We start from the raw sequence: 18,558 nt of genomic DNA on the forward strand, positions 1-18,558 counted from the left end.
AACACTATTTATGTTTATCATTAGGGTTAAACTGAATTGTGCTTGTTAATTCTAGTGCAAGCTCATAAATCATACCTGATAAAATTTTAGTATTATGGCGTACGAAGTGTTCGTCAGAAATTTCAATTAAATTTGAAGCTGTTAAAACTCTTATACCTTTGTTTTTTAGCTCTTCTTTATGAACTTCTACTGGTTTTGAATTTTTTTCTTCATATTTACGTAAAACGTCTTTGCTATAATTTTCATTACTGCATATCACAAAGTCGATAAAATCTTCACCGACTTGTTGGCAAATTGCATCTATATGTTCTTTAACACCGTAATTATCTGTTTCTCCTGGTTGAGTCATTACGTTAGAAACATAAAGTTTTGGTGCATTAGAGCGAAGTAATGCTTCAGAAATCCCTTTAACACATAAATTAGAGATAACACTTGTATATAACGAACCAGGCCCAAGAACGATTAAATCTGCATGTTCTAGAGCCTCAACCGCTTCTTCCATAGGTTCAACATCCCCGGGTTCTAAAAAGACGCGATCTATTTTTTTATTTGTTTTAGGTATGTTGGTTTCTCCACGAACAATTTCTCCGTCTTCCATGACCGCATTCAATTGAACACTTGTGTTTGTTGATGGTATAACTTGCCCTTTGATATTGAGAACTTTACTAAGTTCTTTTATCGCATGACCGAAATCATTAGTTATACTTGTCATCCCTGCAATAACCAAATTCCCTAGTGAGTGGCCGTCGACTTTATTTTCATCAAAACGGTATTGAAAAAGTTGAGTTAACGTTGATTCTGAATCACTAAGCGCTGCGATAACATTACGTATATCACCTGGAGCAGGTATATCCATAACATCTCTAATCTTCCCTGTGCTTCCGCCGTTATCAGCGACAGTAACAATAGCAGTAATATCTATAGGGAATTCTCTTAATCCTCTTGCTAGAACAGATAAGCCTGTTCCTCCTCCGATAAGTACTACTTTCATTTGTTTCATTTTTTCTCTCCACTTTCAATATGAGCATCTCTGTGATGCACATAGACATTGTAATCAAAAACCTCATCAAGATATTCGCCTAAACGTTTTGCTAAAGCAACTGATCGGTGTTGACCGCCTGTACATCCTATAGCAATAACAAGCTGTGACTTTCCTTCTTTTTTATAACCTGGAATCATATACTTTAAGAGGTCTGTTAATTTATCAAAGAAAATCTCAGTTTCTTTCCATTTCATTACATAGTTATAGACCAGATCATCAAGACCAGTCAGCGGGCGTAGTTCTTCTACATAGTATGGATTTGGTAAAAATCTTACATCGAATACTAAATCAGCATCCATTTGAATCCCATGTTTGAAACCAAAACTGGTAACATTAATCGTAAACGTTTCAAAATTATCATCTAAATAAAATTTAGCGATCCGATGCTTTAATTCCTTAGGTTTTAATAGCGTCGTATCGATAACAAAGTTTGCAATGCTTCTAATTTCAGAAAGATGTTCTCTCTCCTCATTAATTGCTTCAATAAGAGAACGTTGTCCATTTTCATTCAATGGATGTGCTCTTCTTGATTCTTTATAACGAGAAATAAGTTTTTCTGTTTTAGCCTCTAAAAACATGACGTCTACGATAACATCATTACGACTTTTAATGATATCAATTTCTTTAATTAAAGATTTAAATAACTCCTTCCCTCTTAAATCAATGGCAATTGCCACCTTTTGTAAAGAAGGATTTCCTTGTTCCATGAGTTCTACAAATTTGGGTAATAAAACTGGTGGTAAATTATCTACGCAGAAGAACCCCATATCTTCAAGACTTTGTATCACTAGTGATTTACCCGCTCCTGACATGCCTGTAACAACTAATAATTCACTTTTAACAATTTCATTTTCGCTATTTTTCACTTTTTAAAGTCACCACCATTTAAGTTCTTCGCTCTTACTTCATATAATTAAATTAATCTTATCATACTAGTATATCTAAAGGAATCTTCTTTATTAATCAAAAAAGCTAGAACGATTGATAGCGACTACTTGTCGACATCAATGTCCTAGCTACATGTGATTGTGTAGATTAAGCTTCTAATTTATCTTTAAGCTCTGTGATATAATCTGCTGCACTTTGAGCTGCAATACTACCGTCTCCCGTTGCAGTTACAATTTGACGTAATCCTTTATCACGAACATCACCAGCTGCAAAGATTCCAGGGACATTCGTACTCATATCAGCTTTAGTGACAATATATCCTGTTTCATTTGTGATTCCTAAATTAGTAAATGGTGCTGTTAAAGGTTTCATTCCAATGTAAATGAAAACTCCATCAGCATCGTACGTTTCTTCCGAACCATCTTTAGTAGATTCTAAAGTTACTGATCCTACTTTGCCATCTTTTTCGTTGATTGTTTTTAAAGTATGACTCCAAATGAAATCAACTTTTTCATTTTTGAAAGCACGTTCTTGTAAAATATTCTGCGCACGTAATTCATCTCTTCTATGAACGATTGTTACTTTATCAGCGAATTTAGTTAAGAATGTTCCTTCTTCAACTGCTGAGTCGCCACCACCAATAACAAATAATCGTTTATTTTTAAAGAAGGCACCATCACACACAGCACAGTAACTTACACCACGTCCACCAAGTTCTTGTTCCCCAGGCACACCAATTTTTTTATATTCTGCACCAGTTGAGATAATCACTGCATGAGCCGTAATTTCTTTATTACCTAAGTTAATTACTTTGTAGTCACCTTTATCTTCTACAGATTTAATATCTCCATATTGATACTCTGCTCCAAATTTTTTCGCGTGTTCAAACATTTTCGTAGATAAATCTGGACCCGTAATCATTTCAAATCCTGGAAAGTTCTCTACCTCTTCAGTGTTGGCCATTTGACCACCTGGCATACCACGTTCAATCATAACTGTTTTTAAATTTGCACGAGATGCATAAACTGCTGCTGTCATACCGGCAGGACCTGCGCCGATAATGGCTACGTCAAAATCTACTTCAGTCATTTTTTAATGCCTCCTAGTTATTAATCATTATCGCATTATATACTATACCATTTATTTCTTAAATTTATATGCTCAAAATAAAAGCAATGGTTTTATCTAATTTATATCGTGTGACTTCAAAAGAATCAATAATTTGTTTTTTAGTCATAGCGTGATTGGTATATTTATAGTGCATATATACAAATGCAGCTAAATATCTGTCTACCTCTGCTAAATCAACTTTTTCAGAGATAATCGCTTCAGCTTGATCAATCCAGTCAATAAATAGTGAGGTATCGTTTTTAAAATAATCCATTTCATATAATTTCAACATACCTCTGTGAATAAAATCTAATTTATTTAATGTTAATCCTTGTACCAGATACGTTAGATATAATTTTTCATAATCATTCATTGATTCTAAGATTGACCAAATCTCTTCTGTCATAAGAATTTCTTTACCATTGAGTTGATTTAATAAAAAGATTCCATATAGTCTATAATGACTATCGTCATCCAATAATAGTGGAAGAATGCGTTGGTTAAAAACAGATTTACTTTCCTCAAGCACCCATGGCGCATAACCAACATCTACTTTAGATATCTGTAGTAATTTATTCCATAATTCTACACTTTCATCTTTATTTCCGAGGTAATAAAAATTAAAGCTCAATGCATTATACATTTGAATGGATAAAAACTTACCCTTTTTATATAGAGGATAAAGTAAATTTTGAGATGCTTGATACTGTTTTAAATAACTTAATACAATTCCTAGTTTAAAACTTTCATCATCATTCATAGGTACAACTTTGTTTAATATTTTAAGATACCTCTTATATTTCTCCATTTCATTTGTGTTATAAAGTAAAAGTGTATAATGACATAAGGCATGAACATCTGAATTATCTTCACTCAATAACGCTTCAAACATCTCTTTAGCTGTTTCATATTCACTTAAATAAAGATAGCACATCGCAAGCAGATTACGTATAACACGATGGGATTGAATATGCTCATCTTGACTTAGAATATATGCTCGCGCGTCATTCAGTCGTCCTTGTGAAAATAAAAATTGGAATAATAATTGTGTAGCAAATAATTGTGCTTCTAATTCAATTTTATGTTCACTTGTATAGGTCACTTCGAATGTCTTTTCTAGTACTTCTCTAAAGTCCTGATCATCTGTTAAAAGTACATAATTAATACCAAACAAGAATGCCTTGTTTGGTTCATTCAACTCTATATTTAATTGACTTAACTCATAGAAACTATCTGCAACATGAAAATCATTTACAATATTTTCGTAAAATATTTGCTCTGCTTTTCTACCTAAATTTATTTTCGTTAAACATTGTGCATAATGTAATTGAATATCATAATCTTCAGGTGACAATTCGAGCACTTTGCTATAGTAATTTGCTGCTTTATTATAATCTTGTTGTTGCCATTTTTGTATAGCCATTTTGCGGTAAAAAGTTTCGTCGAAAATCATTGGTATTATCTTATTGTCTTCACGTGCCATTAATTGTCACCTCCTCTATCAACTTTTATATGCATAGGATTACCAAATACAAAGCTATAATCAGGTATATCTTTAGTGATGACCGTACCAGCTCCGACTTTTACATGGTTTCCTATTCTAACTCCTGGTAAAATCGTTACATTCGCACCAATCAATGTATAATGCCCAATGGTGACTCTACCTTGTCGCCATTCATCAATAAGTACTTCATGCGTTAATATTGTTGTATTATAACCAATAACACTATTGTTGCCAACAGAAATTAACTCTGGATAAAACAAGTCAGGTAAAACTTTATATGCAAATGCTGTATTCTGACCTATAGCCATTTTTAAAAACTTGCGATAAATAGAGCGTTTTAGACGCATGCTTGGTATAAAACGAGAAATTTCAATAATAATAGTTTGTTTAAAAACCTTAGGAAATCTCACTATTTTATAAACTTGCCACAGAGGGTTTATGGAGAAACGTTTTTGTTTGTTTAATCGTCTCACCATACACACTACGCCCTTTTACCTGGCCATTGAAGTGGTCCAGAATTTTTAAAAGTTGAAGGTTGATACTTAACTCTTCTATATACAATAAGAATAATGCTAACAACGATAAGAATGACTGATACGAGTTGTGCAACTCTAATATGACTTGTAAGCATTAAACTATCAGTTCGCAGTCCTTCAACGAAGAATCGGCCAATTGAATACCAAATAAGATAAATAAAGAACGTTTCCCCTATTTTTAGATGTTTCCTCAAATTAATTAGAATTATAAAACCGAGAACATCCCACGCAGATTCATATAAAAATGTAGGATGATAATACTGACCATCGATATACATATTTCTAATGATAAAATCCGGTAAATGTAAGTGTTCTAAAAACGCCTTCGATACAGGTCCACCATGGGCTTCATGATTCATAAAATTACCCCATCTACCTATACCTTGAGCTAATATAATACCTGGCGCTACAATATCACCGATTTGTAACGGGTGTAGATTTTTAGACCTACATACGATAACACCTGTAATAAATCCACCAATTAAACCACCGTGGATTGCTATACCTCCATGCCATATCTTCGGTATTTCACCTGGATTTTGCATGTAATATGGCCATTGGAAAATCACGAAGTATAAACGTGCCACAATAAAACCAAATATAGCACTATAGAATATAATATCTATTAATGTATCTTTATGTAAGCCAACATTTTTTAGTGCAGCTTGTGCAATAAAATAACCCAGTAATATACCACATGCGATAATAATTCCATACCAACGAACATGTATAGGTCCAATACTAAAAGCAATTGGATCAATGTATCCTAGAGTTAAACCCATTTCGTACTACTCCTCACTTTTATGACTATTGCGAACGATTTCTTCATTTAAACGCTCACTAAACTCTTCAGCTGTATTAATTCCCATTATATTTAATCGATAATTCATCGCTGCAACTTCAATAATTACGGCAACATTTCGTCCAGGTCTTACAGGAATTGTTTTTTTAGTAATTTCAGTATCGAGGATTTTCAAAGTTTCCTCATTAAGTCCAACTCGATCATATAATTTATCTTTATTCCAATTCTCTAAATTAATATTTAAACGAATTTGTTTCTCAGTCAAAATAGACCCTGCACCAAATAGAGTCATAACATTAATAATTCCCAGTCCTCGAATCTCAAGTAAATGCTCAATCAATTTAGGTGGTTTGCCTATTAATTCGTCTTTAGTGATTTCTTTAATTTCAACATTATCATCAGCGACAAGTCTGTGACCACGTTTAACTAATTCTAATGCAGTCTCACTTTTACCTATACCTGAATCACCTGTAATTAATACACCTACTCCATAAACATCGACGAGTACTCCATGTAAAGATGTGGTTTTAGCTAATTCATGCTCTAAAAATGTAGTCAAACGACTCATCAAACTTGTCGTAGCATCTTTAGCAATAATAATAGGTGTATTTAGTTCTTTTGCTGCAGAAATTAATTCTTCAGGGGGCTCCAATCCTCGCGTCACAATAATTGCTGGAGTTTCAGGTCGACATAATTTTCTCATTCTTCCTTCTTTCTCATCATCAGGAAGTAGATTATAGAAAGATAGTTCAGTAGTTCCTAACAATTGAATTCTATCTGAAGCATAGTGAGAGAAATAGCCTGCCATTTCTAGACCAGGACGTGATATATCCGTATTTTTTATTGGTCTATCTAAGCCTTTTTCCCCAGCGATTAAATCTAGATTAAGTGTATTAACCAGTCTTTTTGTTGTTAACATGGGTTCACCTCAAATTATAATATCCCTTCGTATCTATTCTCTATTCTATTATCATATCAAAAATGAACTCACAATCTATATTAAAATGACGATTTAACTTTTAAAATATTCTTAAATAACCATTAACTTAAATATATGAATGTTAAATTTTTTTAACATCTGAGGTGAGTATTTTAACCATTAATAAATTATAGGTTTGAATTCTTGTATTAAAGTTATAAAACACTCACTTTAACTTGCATATCTCAATAAATACTTTAGAAAAAACTTTATTAGCTATGGACTTGTTGCAATGGTTAATAAGAATTAAAAACTTACAATGAATATATCTTAATTTTAAAAGCTATCATCATGATAAAGAATTAAGGCTAGGACAATATTAATGTCCTAGCCTATCAAAGTTGGTTAGCATTAGTAAAGGTTAACTAAAACTTTGAAGCGTTATCTTTACTAATTGGCTATTTATTCTATACTGTCTCTTTCTAAAACAGGTTTTAAATATGTTCCAGTATAAGAGTCATTATTTTCAGCAATTTCTTCCGGAGTACCAGTACCAACTATAGTACCCCCGCCTTCGCCACCTTCAGGTCCAAGATCAATAATGTGATCTGCAGTTTTAATTACATCTAAGTTGTGTTCAATAATCACAACTGTATCACCGTTTTCTACTAATCGATTTAAAACTTTTAACAAACGGCTAATATCATCAACGTGCAGCCCCGTTGTAGGTTCATCAAGGATATAAATAGAACGTCCTGTGGAACGCTTATGCAATTCAGAGGCTAATTTTACACGTTGAGCTTCACCACCTGAAAGAGTTGTCGCCTGTTGTCCTAAAGTAATATAACCTAAGCCGACATCAACAAGTGTTTGAAGCTTTCGATTAATTTTTGGAATATTTTCGAAGAAATGTGTTGCTTCTTCAACAGTCATTTCTAATACATCGGCAATATTTTTACCTTTATAAGTTACTTCCAAGGTTTCTCGATTATAACGTTTACCATCACACACTTCACATGGTACATAAACGTCTGGTAAAAAATGCATTTCTATTTTAATGATACCGTCACCTTTACAAGCTTCACAACGTCCGCCTTTAACATTGAAACTAAATCTACCTTTTTGATAACCACGTATTTTAGCTTCATTCGTTTGAGCAAAGACATCTCTAATATCATCGAAAACGCCTGTATAAGTGGCTGGATTTGAACGTGGAGTTCTACCAATTGGAGATTGATCAATATCAATAATCTTATCGAGGTGATCAATACCATCAATTGTGTCAAAATCTCCAGGTTTTATTTTAGATTTATTAATTTTTTGGGCAAGTGATTTATATAAAATTTCATTAACTAATGAACTTTTACCAGAACCAGACACTCCAGTAACAACAGTCATTACTGATAAAGGAAATTCAACATCGACGTTTTTAAGATTATTGCTTCTAGCACCTTTTATGCTAATTTTCTTATTAGTTACTTCTCGTCTATGTTCGGGTACATCAATACGTTTTTTGCCACTAAGATATTGTCCAGTTAATGATTTTTTATCTTTCATTACTTTAGCAGGTGTACCACTTGAAACAATTTCTCCACCATGATTCCCTGCACCTGGACCTACATCTACTAAATAATCTGCTGCTCTCATCGTATCATCATCGTGTTCAACAACAATTAACGTATTTCCTAAATCTCTCATTTCTTTTAATGTACTAATTAGGCGATCATTATCTCTTTGATGTAGCCCAATTGAAGGTTCATCTAATACATACAATACTCCTGTTAGTCTTGAACCTATTTGAGTAGCAAGACGAATACGTTGTGCTTCCCCACCTGATAAAGTACCAGATGAACGATTTAAAGTAAGATATTCCAAACCTACGTTATTTAAGAAAGATAATCTTGAAATAATTTCCTTAAGGATTTGGTTTGCTATCGCTCTGTCTTGCTCACTTAATTCAATCTTTTCATAATAATTCAAAGCATTTTTAATGGAGTATTGCACGACTTCACCAATATTAAAACCGCCAACATAGACAGATAAAGCTTCTTGGCTCAAACGTTTACCATGACACGTTTCACATGGAAGTTCTGTCATGTACTTGCTCATCATTTCACGGGTATACTCAGAAGGAGACTCATGGTAGCGTCGATTGATATTAGGAATAACCCCTTCGAATACCATTTTGCGTTTACGTGTGCCCCCATTACGTTGAGTGAAAGTAAACTCAATTTCTTTATCTCCAGAACCGTGCATCAAGATATTCTTTTGTCTATCTGTCAGCTTTTTATATGGTTTATCCATGTTGATCTTATAGACTTCACATACGCGTTTTAACAATGTTGGATAGAAGTCCGAACTTGTAGGCTCCCATGGTTCAATTGCACCTTCATTTAATGATTTATCTTTATCAGGAACAACTAAATCCATGTCTACTGTTAGTTTTTGACCAAGACCATCACATGTTGGGCATGCACCAAATGGACTATTGAAACTGAACATTCTTGGCTCTAACTCACCAATTGAGAATCCACAAATAGGACATGCATGATTTTCAGAAAATTTTAGTTCATCACCATCAATGACATCAACAGTTAAGTTACCTTCCGCTAGTTCTAAAGACGTTTCAATTGAATCTGCTAAACGCGTCTCAATTCCATCTTTAACGACTAAGCGGTCGACAACTACTTCAATAGTATGATTTTTATTCTTATCAAGTTCGGGCACTTCATTGACATCTACAATCTCTCCGTCGACACGTAAGCGTACATAACCCTTTTTACCTATATCTTCAATTAATTTTTCGTGTGTTCCTTTTCTATGAGATACTACAGGTGCAAGTAGTTGGATTTTTGTACGTTCTTCAAGTTCTAGAATTCTATCCACCATTTGTTGAACAGTTTGAGATTCTATTTCTATTCCATGGTTCGGACAATAAGGTTTACCTACGCGTGCATAAAGCAGACGTATATAGTCATAGATTTCAGTTACAGTTGCAACAGTTGATCGTGGATTTTTACTAGTTGTCTTTTGATCAATAGAAATGGCAGGTGATAAACCTTCAATTGTATCAACATCTGGCTTATCCATTTGTCCTAAAAACTGACGTGCATATGCACTTAGAGACTCCACATATCGTCTTTGTCCTTCTGCATAAATCGTATCAAATGCCAAAGAAGACTTACCAGAGCCTGAAAGTCCAGTCATGACAATAAGTTTATTTTTGGGTAGCTCAATATCTACTCCTTTTAAATTATGTGCACGTGCGCCTTTAACGACTATTGACGGTCCTTTCATTTAAACGTCACCCTTCTGCTTTTAATTCAAATAACATATCTCTTAATTCTGTTGCTTTCTCGAAGTCTAAATCTTTAGCTGCTTTTTTCATTTCTTTTTCTATATTTTCAATAGTTTTTTGTCTTTCTTTTTTAGTCATTTTCTTAGGTAGTTCTGTTTGTTTCTGATCATTAGTTTCATCACTTTCTACTGTAGCACTAATAACATCATGTATTTTCTTATTAATCGTTTTAGGAGTTATACCGTGTTCCTTATTATGCGCCGTTTGAATATCTCGACGTCTTTGCGTTTCATCAATTGCATATTGCATTGAATCAGTAATTTTATCTGCATACATAATAACTTCACCTTTATCATTACGTGCAGCACGACCTATTGTTTGAATTAAAGAACGATCTGATCGTAGAAATCCTTCTTTATCAGCATCAAGTATAACTACTAGAGACACTTCAGGTATATCAATACCCTCTCTCAACAGGTTAATCCCTACAATAGCGTCATAAGTTCCCATACGCAAATCCCGAATAATTTCGATACGTTCTAATGTTTTAATCTCAGAGTGTAAATAGTTAACTTTAATACCCGCTTCTTTCATATATGTGGTTAAATCTTCACTCATTTTTTTAGTTAATGTTGTTACTAACACACGTTCATCTCTATCTATCCGTTCTTGAATCTCACTGAGTAAATCATCAATTTGATTTTCAGTTGGTCTAACGTCGATTTTAGGATCGAGTAAGCCAGTTGGACGAATAATCTGTTCAACCATTTCATCAGTATGTTCTAATTCATAAGGTCCAGGTGTAGCAGAAACATATACAAGTTGTTTAGTTTTATCTTCGAACTCTTCAAATTTTAGAGGTCTATTATCAAGTGCACTTGGTAAACGGAACCCATGATCTACAAGCACCTGTTTACGAGCTCTGTCACCGTTATACATACCACGAATTTGTGGTAAAGTAACGTGTGATTCATCAATCATTACAAGCCAATCATCTCCAAAATAGTCAAGCAATGTAAAAGGTGTAGAGCCTAAAGGTCTTAATGTAAGGTGAACAGAATAATTCTCAATACCTGAACAGAAGCCCATTTCACGCATCATTTCGAGATCATAATTCGTGCGCTGTTCAAGTCGCTGAGCTTCTAATAATTTATTTTCATCGCGTAATTCTTTAAGTCTTTCTTCTAATTCTTTCTCAATTCGTTCAATTGCAACTTTCATCTTTTCTTCACGAGTTACGAAGTGAGAGGCTGGGAAAATAGCAAAATGTTCACGTTCACGTATCACTTCACCAGTTAAATAATTGATCTCTCTGATGCGATCAATTTCATCTCCAAAGAACTCTACTCTAATACACATTTCTTCTCTAGATGCAGGAAAAATCTCTACAACATCTCCACGCACTCTAAAAGTACCACGTTGGAAATCAATATCATTACGTGTATATTGAACATCTACTAATTTTCGTAGCAATTCACTGCGATCCATTTCCATTCCAACTCTAACGCTAACTACTAAGTCTTTATATTCTTCCGGATTACCTAAACCATAAATACAACTTACACTAGCAATAATTATTACATCATCGCGTTCAAATAACGCACTTGTAGCCGAATGACGTAATTGGTCAATTTCATCATTGATGGAGGCGTCCTTTTCTATGAAAGTATCAGTTGATGGAACATAAGCTTCTGGTTGATAATAATCGTAATAACTTACAAAATATTCTACTCTATTTTCAGGGAAGAATTCTTTAAACTCACTATAAAGTTGCCCAGCTAATGTCTTATTGTGTGCAATAATCAATGTAGGTTTACCGACTTCTTTGATGACGTTACTCATAGTGAATGTTTTACCTGTTCCTGTCGCACCAAGTAAAGTTTGATGACGTTTTCCATTATTCACACCATCAACAATTTTTTGTATCGCTTGAGGTTGATCCCCCTGTGGTTCAAATTCAGAATTCAACTTAAATGGAACATGTTCAACCATTCTGACATACGCCTCCTATTTAATTTCTCACTCATTTAAAATTTAACACTCACGTTTATAGTCTTAAGTTTCATTATGTATTATTCTAACAAATTTATAACGACTAAAGCAAACGTTTGTTCGCTTGAGATTTTTTGAAAATAAAAACAAACATAGTGAAACACCATGCTTGTTTAAAAAGTTATTTAATTTAAGTCTTTCTCGTTTAAAGATACTATAAAACAATCTTCTGTAACCTTCAAAAGATTTGTTTACGCTTTCTATATATTGATATTTCCTAACTAGAATCATCTTGATTCTTATGAAATTTCAATTTATCAATGATTAAATAACCTGCTAGAAGACTCACTACATCTATAAATATAATCCATTCGTTATGAAATAAACCTTTATAAATCGAAGTACCTATTAATATTAGCGTTAATAATGTACCTATCCATTTACTTCTAGTGACAACACTAAATAATACCACTAATATACAAGGAAAAAAGGCGGCACATGCATACCAAATCATTATCGTCACCCATTTCTTCTATTTAAGATTGTCATAGTCGTTTCACGTAACTCAGTTCTTGGAATGAAGTTTTCTGTAAGCATTTCAGGAATAACATTATCTATGAAGTCTTTTACTGAATTTAAATGATCAAATTGAATAATTGTCTCTAGACTCATTTCATAAATTTCAAAGAATAAAGGTTCTGGGTTACGTTTTTGAATTTCTCCAAAAGTTTCATATAATAAATCAATTTTGTCTGCCACTGAGAGAATTTGACCTTCTAAAGAATCATCTTTACCTTCTTGTAGTCGTTCTCTGTATACTTTTTGATATTGTTCAGGAATCTCCTCTTTTATGAATGTATCTACCATTTCTTCCTCTACTTGGGAGAATAGTTTCTTTAATTCTCTGCTTGCATATTTAACAGGGGTTTTAATGTCACCGGTAAAAACTTCCGCGAAATCGTGATTTAACGCCTTCTCATATAGACTTTTCCAATTGATTTCATTTCCATAATATTCTTCAACAGTTGCTAAATACTGGGCAATTTTAGTCACTTTAAATGAGTGGGCAGCGACATTATGTTCGAAATATTTAAACTTACCCGGTAGTCTTATTAATTTTTCTAAATCAGAAAGTCTTTTAAAATATTGATGTACACCCATATCACGATACCTCCCTGTAAACGAAATTTGTCTAATTACTTATAGTTATTATATCAATCCATTTTATTATTGAAAGTAAATTCATATTTTTATATATTAATTTTTTATAAAGGTAAGAGATTCTAGTTTGCATATATCTTAGAATATCCTTGTTTGATAATTAAATTTCAATAAGAGTTTAAATCGCTTACTTATTAAGTTGATGACATATAGTGTAACTTGAATAAAAAAGCTGTAACAATAAACACTGTTACAGCCTTGTTTAAAATACATATATTAATTTTTTCTTTTTCACTTTTATAATTTAGTCTTTTAGTGAATATAATTGTAAGAACCTGGATTATAAATTGTTCTATATGATTTAACGTTTACGCCACCGTTCCAGTTCATTTCAGAAACAGTTAATGTACCATTAGGATTTACTGACTCAACAACGCCTACATGTCCATACGCACCAGCACCATTTTGTCCAGGAGCGCTTTGGAATATAGCTCCTACTTCAGGTGTGTTATTTACATTGAATCCAGCTTGGCTAGCAGATGCTGCCCAGTTGCTAGCATTGCCCCATAAACTACCAATTGGTTTTCCTAATTCAGCACGACGATTAAATGCATAGTAAGTGCATTGTCCATCAGTATATAGGTTACCTGCATTCGAAATACTTCTTAAACCATCATAAGAAGTTTGAGAAAAATTGATTGGTGTTTCATAATTTTCATAAGTAACACCTGATTCATCAGTTGAAGTTGACTCAAATGTAGTTTGCGGAATAGAGATTTCTTCACTTTCAAATTGTGATGGATTAACGCCACTCTCTGAAACAACTATTTTATCACCAGGGAAAATAAGCGGTTGGATTCCTGGGTTTAATGTATATAATTGTTCTAAAGTGATGCCGTGTTCTACTGCGATATTATATAAACAATCTCCTGCTTTAACTATATATGTTCCTAAATTAGATTGATTCGTTGTAACAACGTCTGGTGAATTTACGTCCTGTTGAGACGCCTCTGATTCTTGAGCGTTAGCTGCAGTGTTGATTGCAAAAAATGCTGCAATCGAACTTAAAGTTACAGTTAGCGTTTTTTTCATCTAGTTGTCATTCCTTTGCTAGTTTGTTCTTAAATTTACAAGTTCAAATATAGCACACCCCAAGCTTGAGATGTTTAATGTTATAGCGATGTAATATAACAGTAAAAAGAGAATGATTACAAAAACACGATATAAAACGCTAACTATCTTTACAATAACGGTGTAAAGGGTTACTTTTCTAAGTTTGAAACTATATGTGGTAATATTATAAATTGCATATTACATATTATTATTAGATATTTTATTACACAAAACATTACCTACTTAATGTTTATTAAATTAAAAACCTCATTTACTAGTCACTAACACTAATAAATGAGGAACTTAAATTATTAAACTTCTTCATTGTCCATTTCTTTTCTTAAATAAGCTTCTATAAATGGCCCAATATCGCCATCCATGACTGCATCAACCTTACCAGTTTCTTCATTTGTACGATGGTCTTTAACCATTGAATAAGGATGGAAAACATAAGATCGTATTTGACTTCCCCACCCAATTTCTTTTTGTTCACCACGAATTTCAGCCATTTCACGTTCTTGTTCATCTAATTTTAGTTGGTATAACTTAGATTTTAACATTTTCATTGCTGCTTCTCGGTTCTTAATTTGCGAACGTTCATTTTGGTTATTGACTACAATACCTGTAGGATGGTGAGTAATTCTGATCGCTGATTCTGTTTTGTTAATATGCTGACCACCAGCTCCTGAAGCTCTAAAGGTATCAACCGTTATATCATCCGGATTAATTTCTATTTCAATTTCATCATTATTGAAATCTGGAATCACGTCACAAGAGGCAAACGACGTATGTCGTCTACCCGAGGAATCAAATGGTGAGATTCTGACTAATCGGTGCACGCCTTTTTCTGCTTTTAAGTAACCATAAGCATTATGACCTTTAATCAATAGCGTTACGCTTTTTACGCCTGCTTCGTCACCCGGTAAATAGTCCACCGTCTCAACATTGAAGCCATTTTGTTCACAATAACGTTGATACATTCTTAGTAACATACTCGCCCAATCTTGTGATTCAGTTCCTCCGGCGCCTGGATGAAGTTCAAGTATGGCATTATTTGCATCATGTGGCCCATCCAGAAGTAATTGCAATTCAAATTGATCCATTTTATCTTTAAATTGAATGACAGTATTCTCAAGTTCTTCTTTCATATCTTCATCATATTCTTCTTGTAACAATTCTCTAGTTGCACTCATATCATCAACTTCATTGGCTAAATTGTGATACCCATTCACTATCGACTTTAAAGCGTTATTTTTATCTATAATTTCTTGAGCTTTATTTTGATCATTCCAGAAGTTTGGATCTGCCATCATCTCTTCATATTCTTGGATATTAGTCTCTTTATTCTCTAAGTCAAAGAGACCCCCTAATTTGATTTAAATTATTTTGATATTCGTCTATATTACGTTTAATTTCAGATAATTCCATTGATTTTCTCTCCTATTACTGAATGTTTAGCGCTTTTAGCATTTATCATACTATATCTTACATGAAATTCATCTTTATGAAAATTAACATTCAAACTTAAAAAGTTTGAAGTCACGACATTAGTATCAAGAAAATAATAATAAAGACCGAGCCATTAGAATATGCCTCAGTCTTTATTATTGAACATTGCAACATTTAGTGTTGATTTATGCTTGTCCATGGCAATTTTTGTACTTTTTACCACTGCCACATGGACATGGGTCGTTTCGCCCTACTTGATCACCTTTTACAATGGGTTGAGATTTTACTTTTTCTTTACCATCTTCAGCAGTTAGATGTTTACCCTCACCTAAATCTTTTGTTTTTTCACGTTCAATATCATCTTCAAACTGTACTACTGATTTTAAGATATATTTACAAGTATCTTCTTCAATATTTTGCATCATAATATCAAACAGTTCATGGCCTTCGTTTTGATAATCGCGAAGAGGGTTTTGTTGTGCATATGAACGCAAGTGAATACCTTGACGTAATTGATCCATTGTATCGATATGATCTGTCCAGTGACTATCGATAGAACGTAATAAAATCATTCGTTCAAATTCACTCATTTGATCGCCTAATTTTTCTTTCTGACGCTCATAAGCTTTTTCTATTTTCGCCCAAACAACTTCAAAGATGTCTTCAGAATCCTTACCATTGATTTCAGACTCCGCTAAGTCTCCTTCTTGTAAAAAGACATCATTCACATAGTTTATAAACGGTGCATAATCAGGATTATCATCATCTTCATTAACATAATAGTTAATTGAACGTTGTAATGTTGAACGTAACATAGCATTGACTACTTGAGAGCTATCTTCATTATCTATAATTTCGTTACGTTCATTATAAATAATTTCACGTTGTTTACGTAACACCTCATCGTATTCAAGGATACGTTTACGCGCATCAAAGTTGTTACCTTCTACACGTTTTTGAGCAGATTCAACAGCTCTTGAAACCATTTTAGACTCTATCGGAGTTGAATCGTCCATACCAAGTCTATTCATCATTTTTTGTAAACGTTCTGAACCAAAACGAACCATTAATTCGTCTTGAAGTGATAGATAGAAACGACTGTCACCTCTATCACCTTGACGTCCTGAACGACCACGTAACTGGTCATCAATTCGACGAGATTCATGACGTTCAGTACCTATAACAGCGAGTCCACCAAGTTCTTCAACACCATCGCCAAGTTTGATGTCTGTACCACGACCAGCCATGTTTGTCGCAATGGTTACAGCACCTTTTTGACCAGCGTTTGCAATGATGTCCGCTTCGCGTTCATGGTTTTTCGCATTTAATACATCATGTCGGATACCACGTTTTTTAAGTAAATTAGAAATGTATTCTGATGTTTCTACTGCCACGGTACCTAATAAGATAGGTTGTCCTTTTTTATGCTTCTCAACTACGTCTTCAACTACTGCGTCAAATTTACCCTTTTGACTAATATAAATTAAATCTGCCTTATCAACACGTTGGACAGGTTTATTCGTAGGAATTTGAGTTACTGTCATATTATATATGTTGCGGAATTCTTCTTCTTCAGTTTTTGCAGTACCAGTCATTCCAGCTAATTTGTTATACATTCTGAAGTAATTTTGGAATGTAATAGATGCCATAGTCTTAGATTCATTTTGAATCGTAACACCTTCTTTAGCTTCGATAGCTTGGTGCAATCCTTCAGAAAAACGACGTCCAGGCATCGTACGTCCTGTAAATTGGTCCACAATAAGTACTTCGCCATCAACAACCATATAATCCACATCGCGTTGTAACGTTACATGAGCTCTTAATGCAGTATTAATATGACTAATGATTTCAACGTTTTGAACGTCGTATAAATTGTCTACTTTAAACATACGCTCAGCTTTGTCAGCACCTTGTTCAGTTAGATGAACGGCTTTTGTTTTTTCATCATAATTATAGTCATCTTCTGCTTTGAGCATCTTAGCGAATACATTAGCTTGAGTGTATAATGATGTAGATTTTTCAGCTTCACCAGAAATAATTAAAGGTGTTCTCGCCTCATCAATTAAAATAGAATCGACCTCATCAATAATTGCAAAATGTAATGGACGCATAACTCTTTCTTCAGCATAATTCACCATATTATCTCTTAAGTAATCGAAGCCAAGTTCATTATTAGTACTATAAGTAATATCTTGTGCATATGCTTCACGCTTTTCTTCAGTAGACTTACTATTTAAGTTAAGTCCAACAGATAAACCTAAGAAATTATATAATTGAGCCATCTCTTCACTTTGAAAACTTGATAAATACTCATTGACTGTAATCACGTGAACGCCACGACCGGCCAGCGCATTTAAATAAGTTGGCATTGTCGCTGTTAAAGTTTTACCTTCACCTGTTCTCATTTCAGCGATATCGCCTTTATGAATCGCGATACCACCCATAACTTGTACTCTATAAGGTATCATGTTAAATACACGCTTAGAGCCTTCACGTACAAGTGCATATGCTTCAGGTAAAATTTTATCTAAATAATCATTTTGTTTTTTTACATCATCAATTTCGGATAATTCTTTTTGGAACGCTTTAGTTTTTTCACGAATTTCTTCATCAGTTAATAATGCAGTATCTTCCTCTAACGCGAGTACTTTATCTGCAAGTTTACCTAAGCGTTTCGTTTCTTTTTTATTGCCGTCAACAATTTTCGATAAAAATCCCATTACATGCGTCGCTCCTTTAGCTAA

The 18,558-nt window shown here is 33.6% G+C and carries 14 protein-coding genes; all 14 read right to left on the reverse strand.

The window, feature by feature from the left end:
- Positions 1 to 4: 4 nt before the first annotated feature.
- The gene (gene yvcK / locus HMPREF2706_RS09905) at positions 5 to 1,000 is read right to left on the reverse strand and encodes a gluconeogenesis factor YvcK family protein (protein WP_030061177.1); all 996 of its coding nucleotides are present in this window, start codon (positions 998 to 1,000) and stop codon (positions 5 to 7) included.
- Positions 997 to 1,908 (reverse strand): RNase adapter RapZ, encoded by a 912-nt coding sequence (gene rapZ, locus HMPREF2706_RS09910; protein ID WP_002432991.1) that lies wholly within the window; start codon positions 1,906 to 1,908, stop codon positions 997 to 999. The genes yvcK and rapZ overlap by 4 nt, the downstream gene beginning before the upstream one ends.
- Before the next feature lie 169 nt (positions 1,909 to 2,077).
- Entirely contained in the window at positions 2,078 to 3,019 is a 942-nt protein-coding gene (gene trxB / locus HMPREF2706_RS09915; protein WP_023350649.1) for a thioredoxin-disulfide reductase, read from the reverse strand.
- Positions 3,020 to 3,083: 64 nt separating this feature from the next.
- A complete protein-coding gene (locus tag HMPREF2706_RS09920; protein ID WP_023350650.1) occupies positions 3,084 to 4,523 on the reverse strand; it encodes a tetratricopeptide repeat protein in 1,440 nt (479 codons plus the stop codon).
- Complete coding sequence (locus HMPREF2706_RS09925; protein ID WP_030061174.1) at positions 4,523 to 5,017, reverse strand: acyltransferase; 495 nt, start codon at positions 5,015 to 5,017, stop codon at positions 4,523 to 4,525. The genes HMPREF2706_RS09920 and HMPREF2706_RS09925 overlap by 1 nt, the downstream gene beginning before the upstream one ends.
- Before the next feature lie 8 nt (positions 5,018 to 5,025).
- Complete coding sequence (lgt, locus tag HMPREF2706_RS09930; protein WP_030061172.1) at positions 5,026 to 5,862, reverse strand: prolipoprotein diacylglyceryl transferase; 837 nt, start codon at positions 5,860 to 5,862, stop codon at positions 5,026 to 5,028.
- Between the two features lie 6 nt (positions 5,863 to 5,868).
- On the reverse strand, positions 5,869 to 6,801 hold the full coding sequence (gene hprK, locus HMPREF2706_RS09935; RefSeq protein WP_049428756.1) for an HPr(Ser) kinase/phosphatase: 933 nt from the start codon (positions 6,799 to 6,801) through the stop codon (positions 5,869 to 5,871).
- Between the two features lie 462 nt (positions 6,802 to 7,263).
- Positions 7,264 to 10,098, reverse strand: coding sequence for an excinuclease ABC subunit UvrA (uvrA, locus tag HMPREF2706_RS09940; protein ID WP_070862360.1), 2,835 nt, complete (start codon positions 10,096 to 10,098; stop codon positions 7,264 to 7,266).
- A 7-nt stretch (positions 10,099 to 10,105) separates the two neighbouring features.
- A complete protein-coding gene (uvrB, locus tag HMPREF2706_RS09945) occupies positions 10,106 to 12,091 on the reverse strand; it encodes an excinuclease ABC subunit UvrB (RefSeq protein ID WP_049428758.1) in 1,986 nt (661 codons plus the stop codon).
- 277 nt (positions 12,092 to 12,368) lie between these two features.
- Positions 12,369 to 12,605, reverse strand: coding sequence for a CsbA family protein (locus HMPREF2706_RS09950; RefSeq protein WP_070862361.1), 237 nt, complete (start codon positions 12,603 to 12,605; stop codon positions 12,369 to 12,371).
- 5 nt (positions 12,606 to 12,610) lie between these two features.
- On the reverse strand, positions 12,611 to 13,252 hold the full coding sequence (locus HMPREF2706_RS09955; RefSeq protein ID WP_002433218.1) for a YfbR-like 5'-deoxynucleotidase: 642 nt from the start codon (positions 13,250 to 13,252) through the stop codon (positions 12,611 to 12,613).
- A 312-nt stretch (positions 13,253 to 13,564) separates the two neighbouring features.
- Positions 13,565 to 14,344, reverse strand: a complete 780-nt coding sequence (locus HMPREF2706_RS09960) for a COG3942 and LysM peptidoglycan-binding domain-containing protein (protein WP_023350653.1) — start codon at positions 14,342 to 14,344, stop codon at positions 13,565 to 13,567.
- Between the two features lie 332 nt (positions 14,345 to 14,676).
- Positions 14,677 to 15,793 (reverse strand): peptide chain release factor 2 gene (gene prfB, locus HMPREF2706_RS09965; protein ID WP_096389352.1). Its coding sequence is split into 2 segments (ribosomal slippage): positions 14,677 to 15,720 and positions 15,722 to 15,793, totalling 1,116 coding nucleotides; the frame shifts between segments, so codons are not numbered across the junction.
- 206 nt (positions 15,794 to 15,999) lie between these two features.
- Positions 16,000 to 18,534 (reverse strand): preprotein translocase subunit SecA, encoded by a 2,535-nt coding sequence (gene secA / locus HMPREF2706_RS09970; protein WP_023350656.1) that lies wholly within the window; start codon positions 18,532 to 18,534, stop codon positions 16,000 to 16,002.
- Positions 18,535 to 18,558 lie beyond the last annotated feature (24 nt).

The organism is Staphylococcus sp. HMSC067F07 (assembly GCF_001837405.1).
Lineage (GTDB): Bacteria > Bacillota > Bacilli > Staphylococcales > Staphylococcaceae > Staphylococcus > Staphylococcus capitis.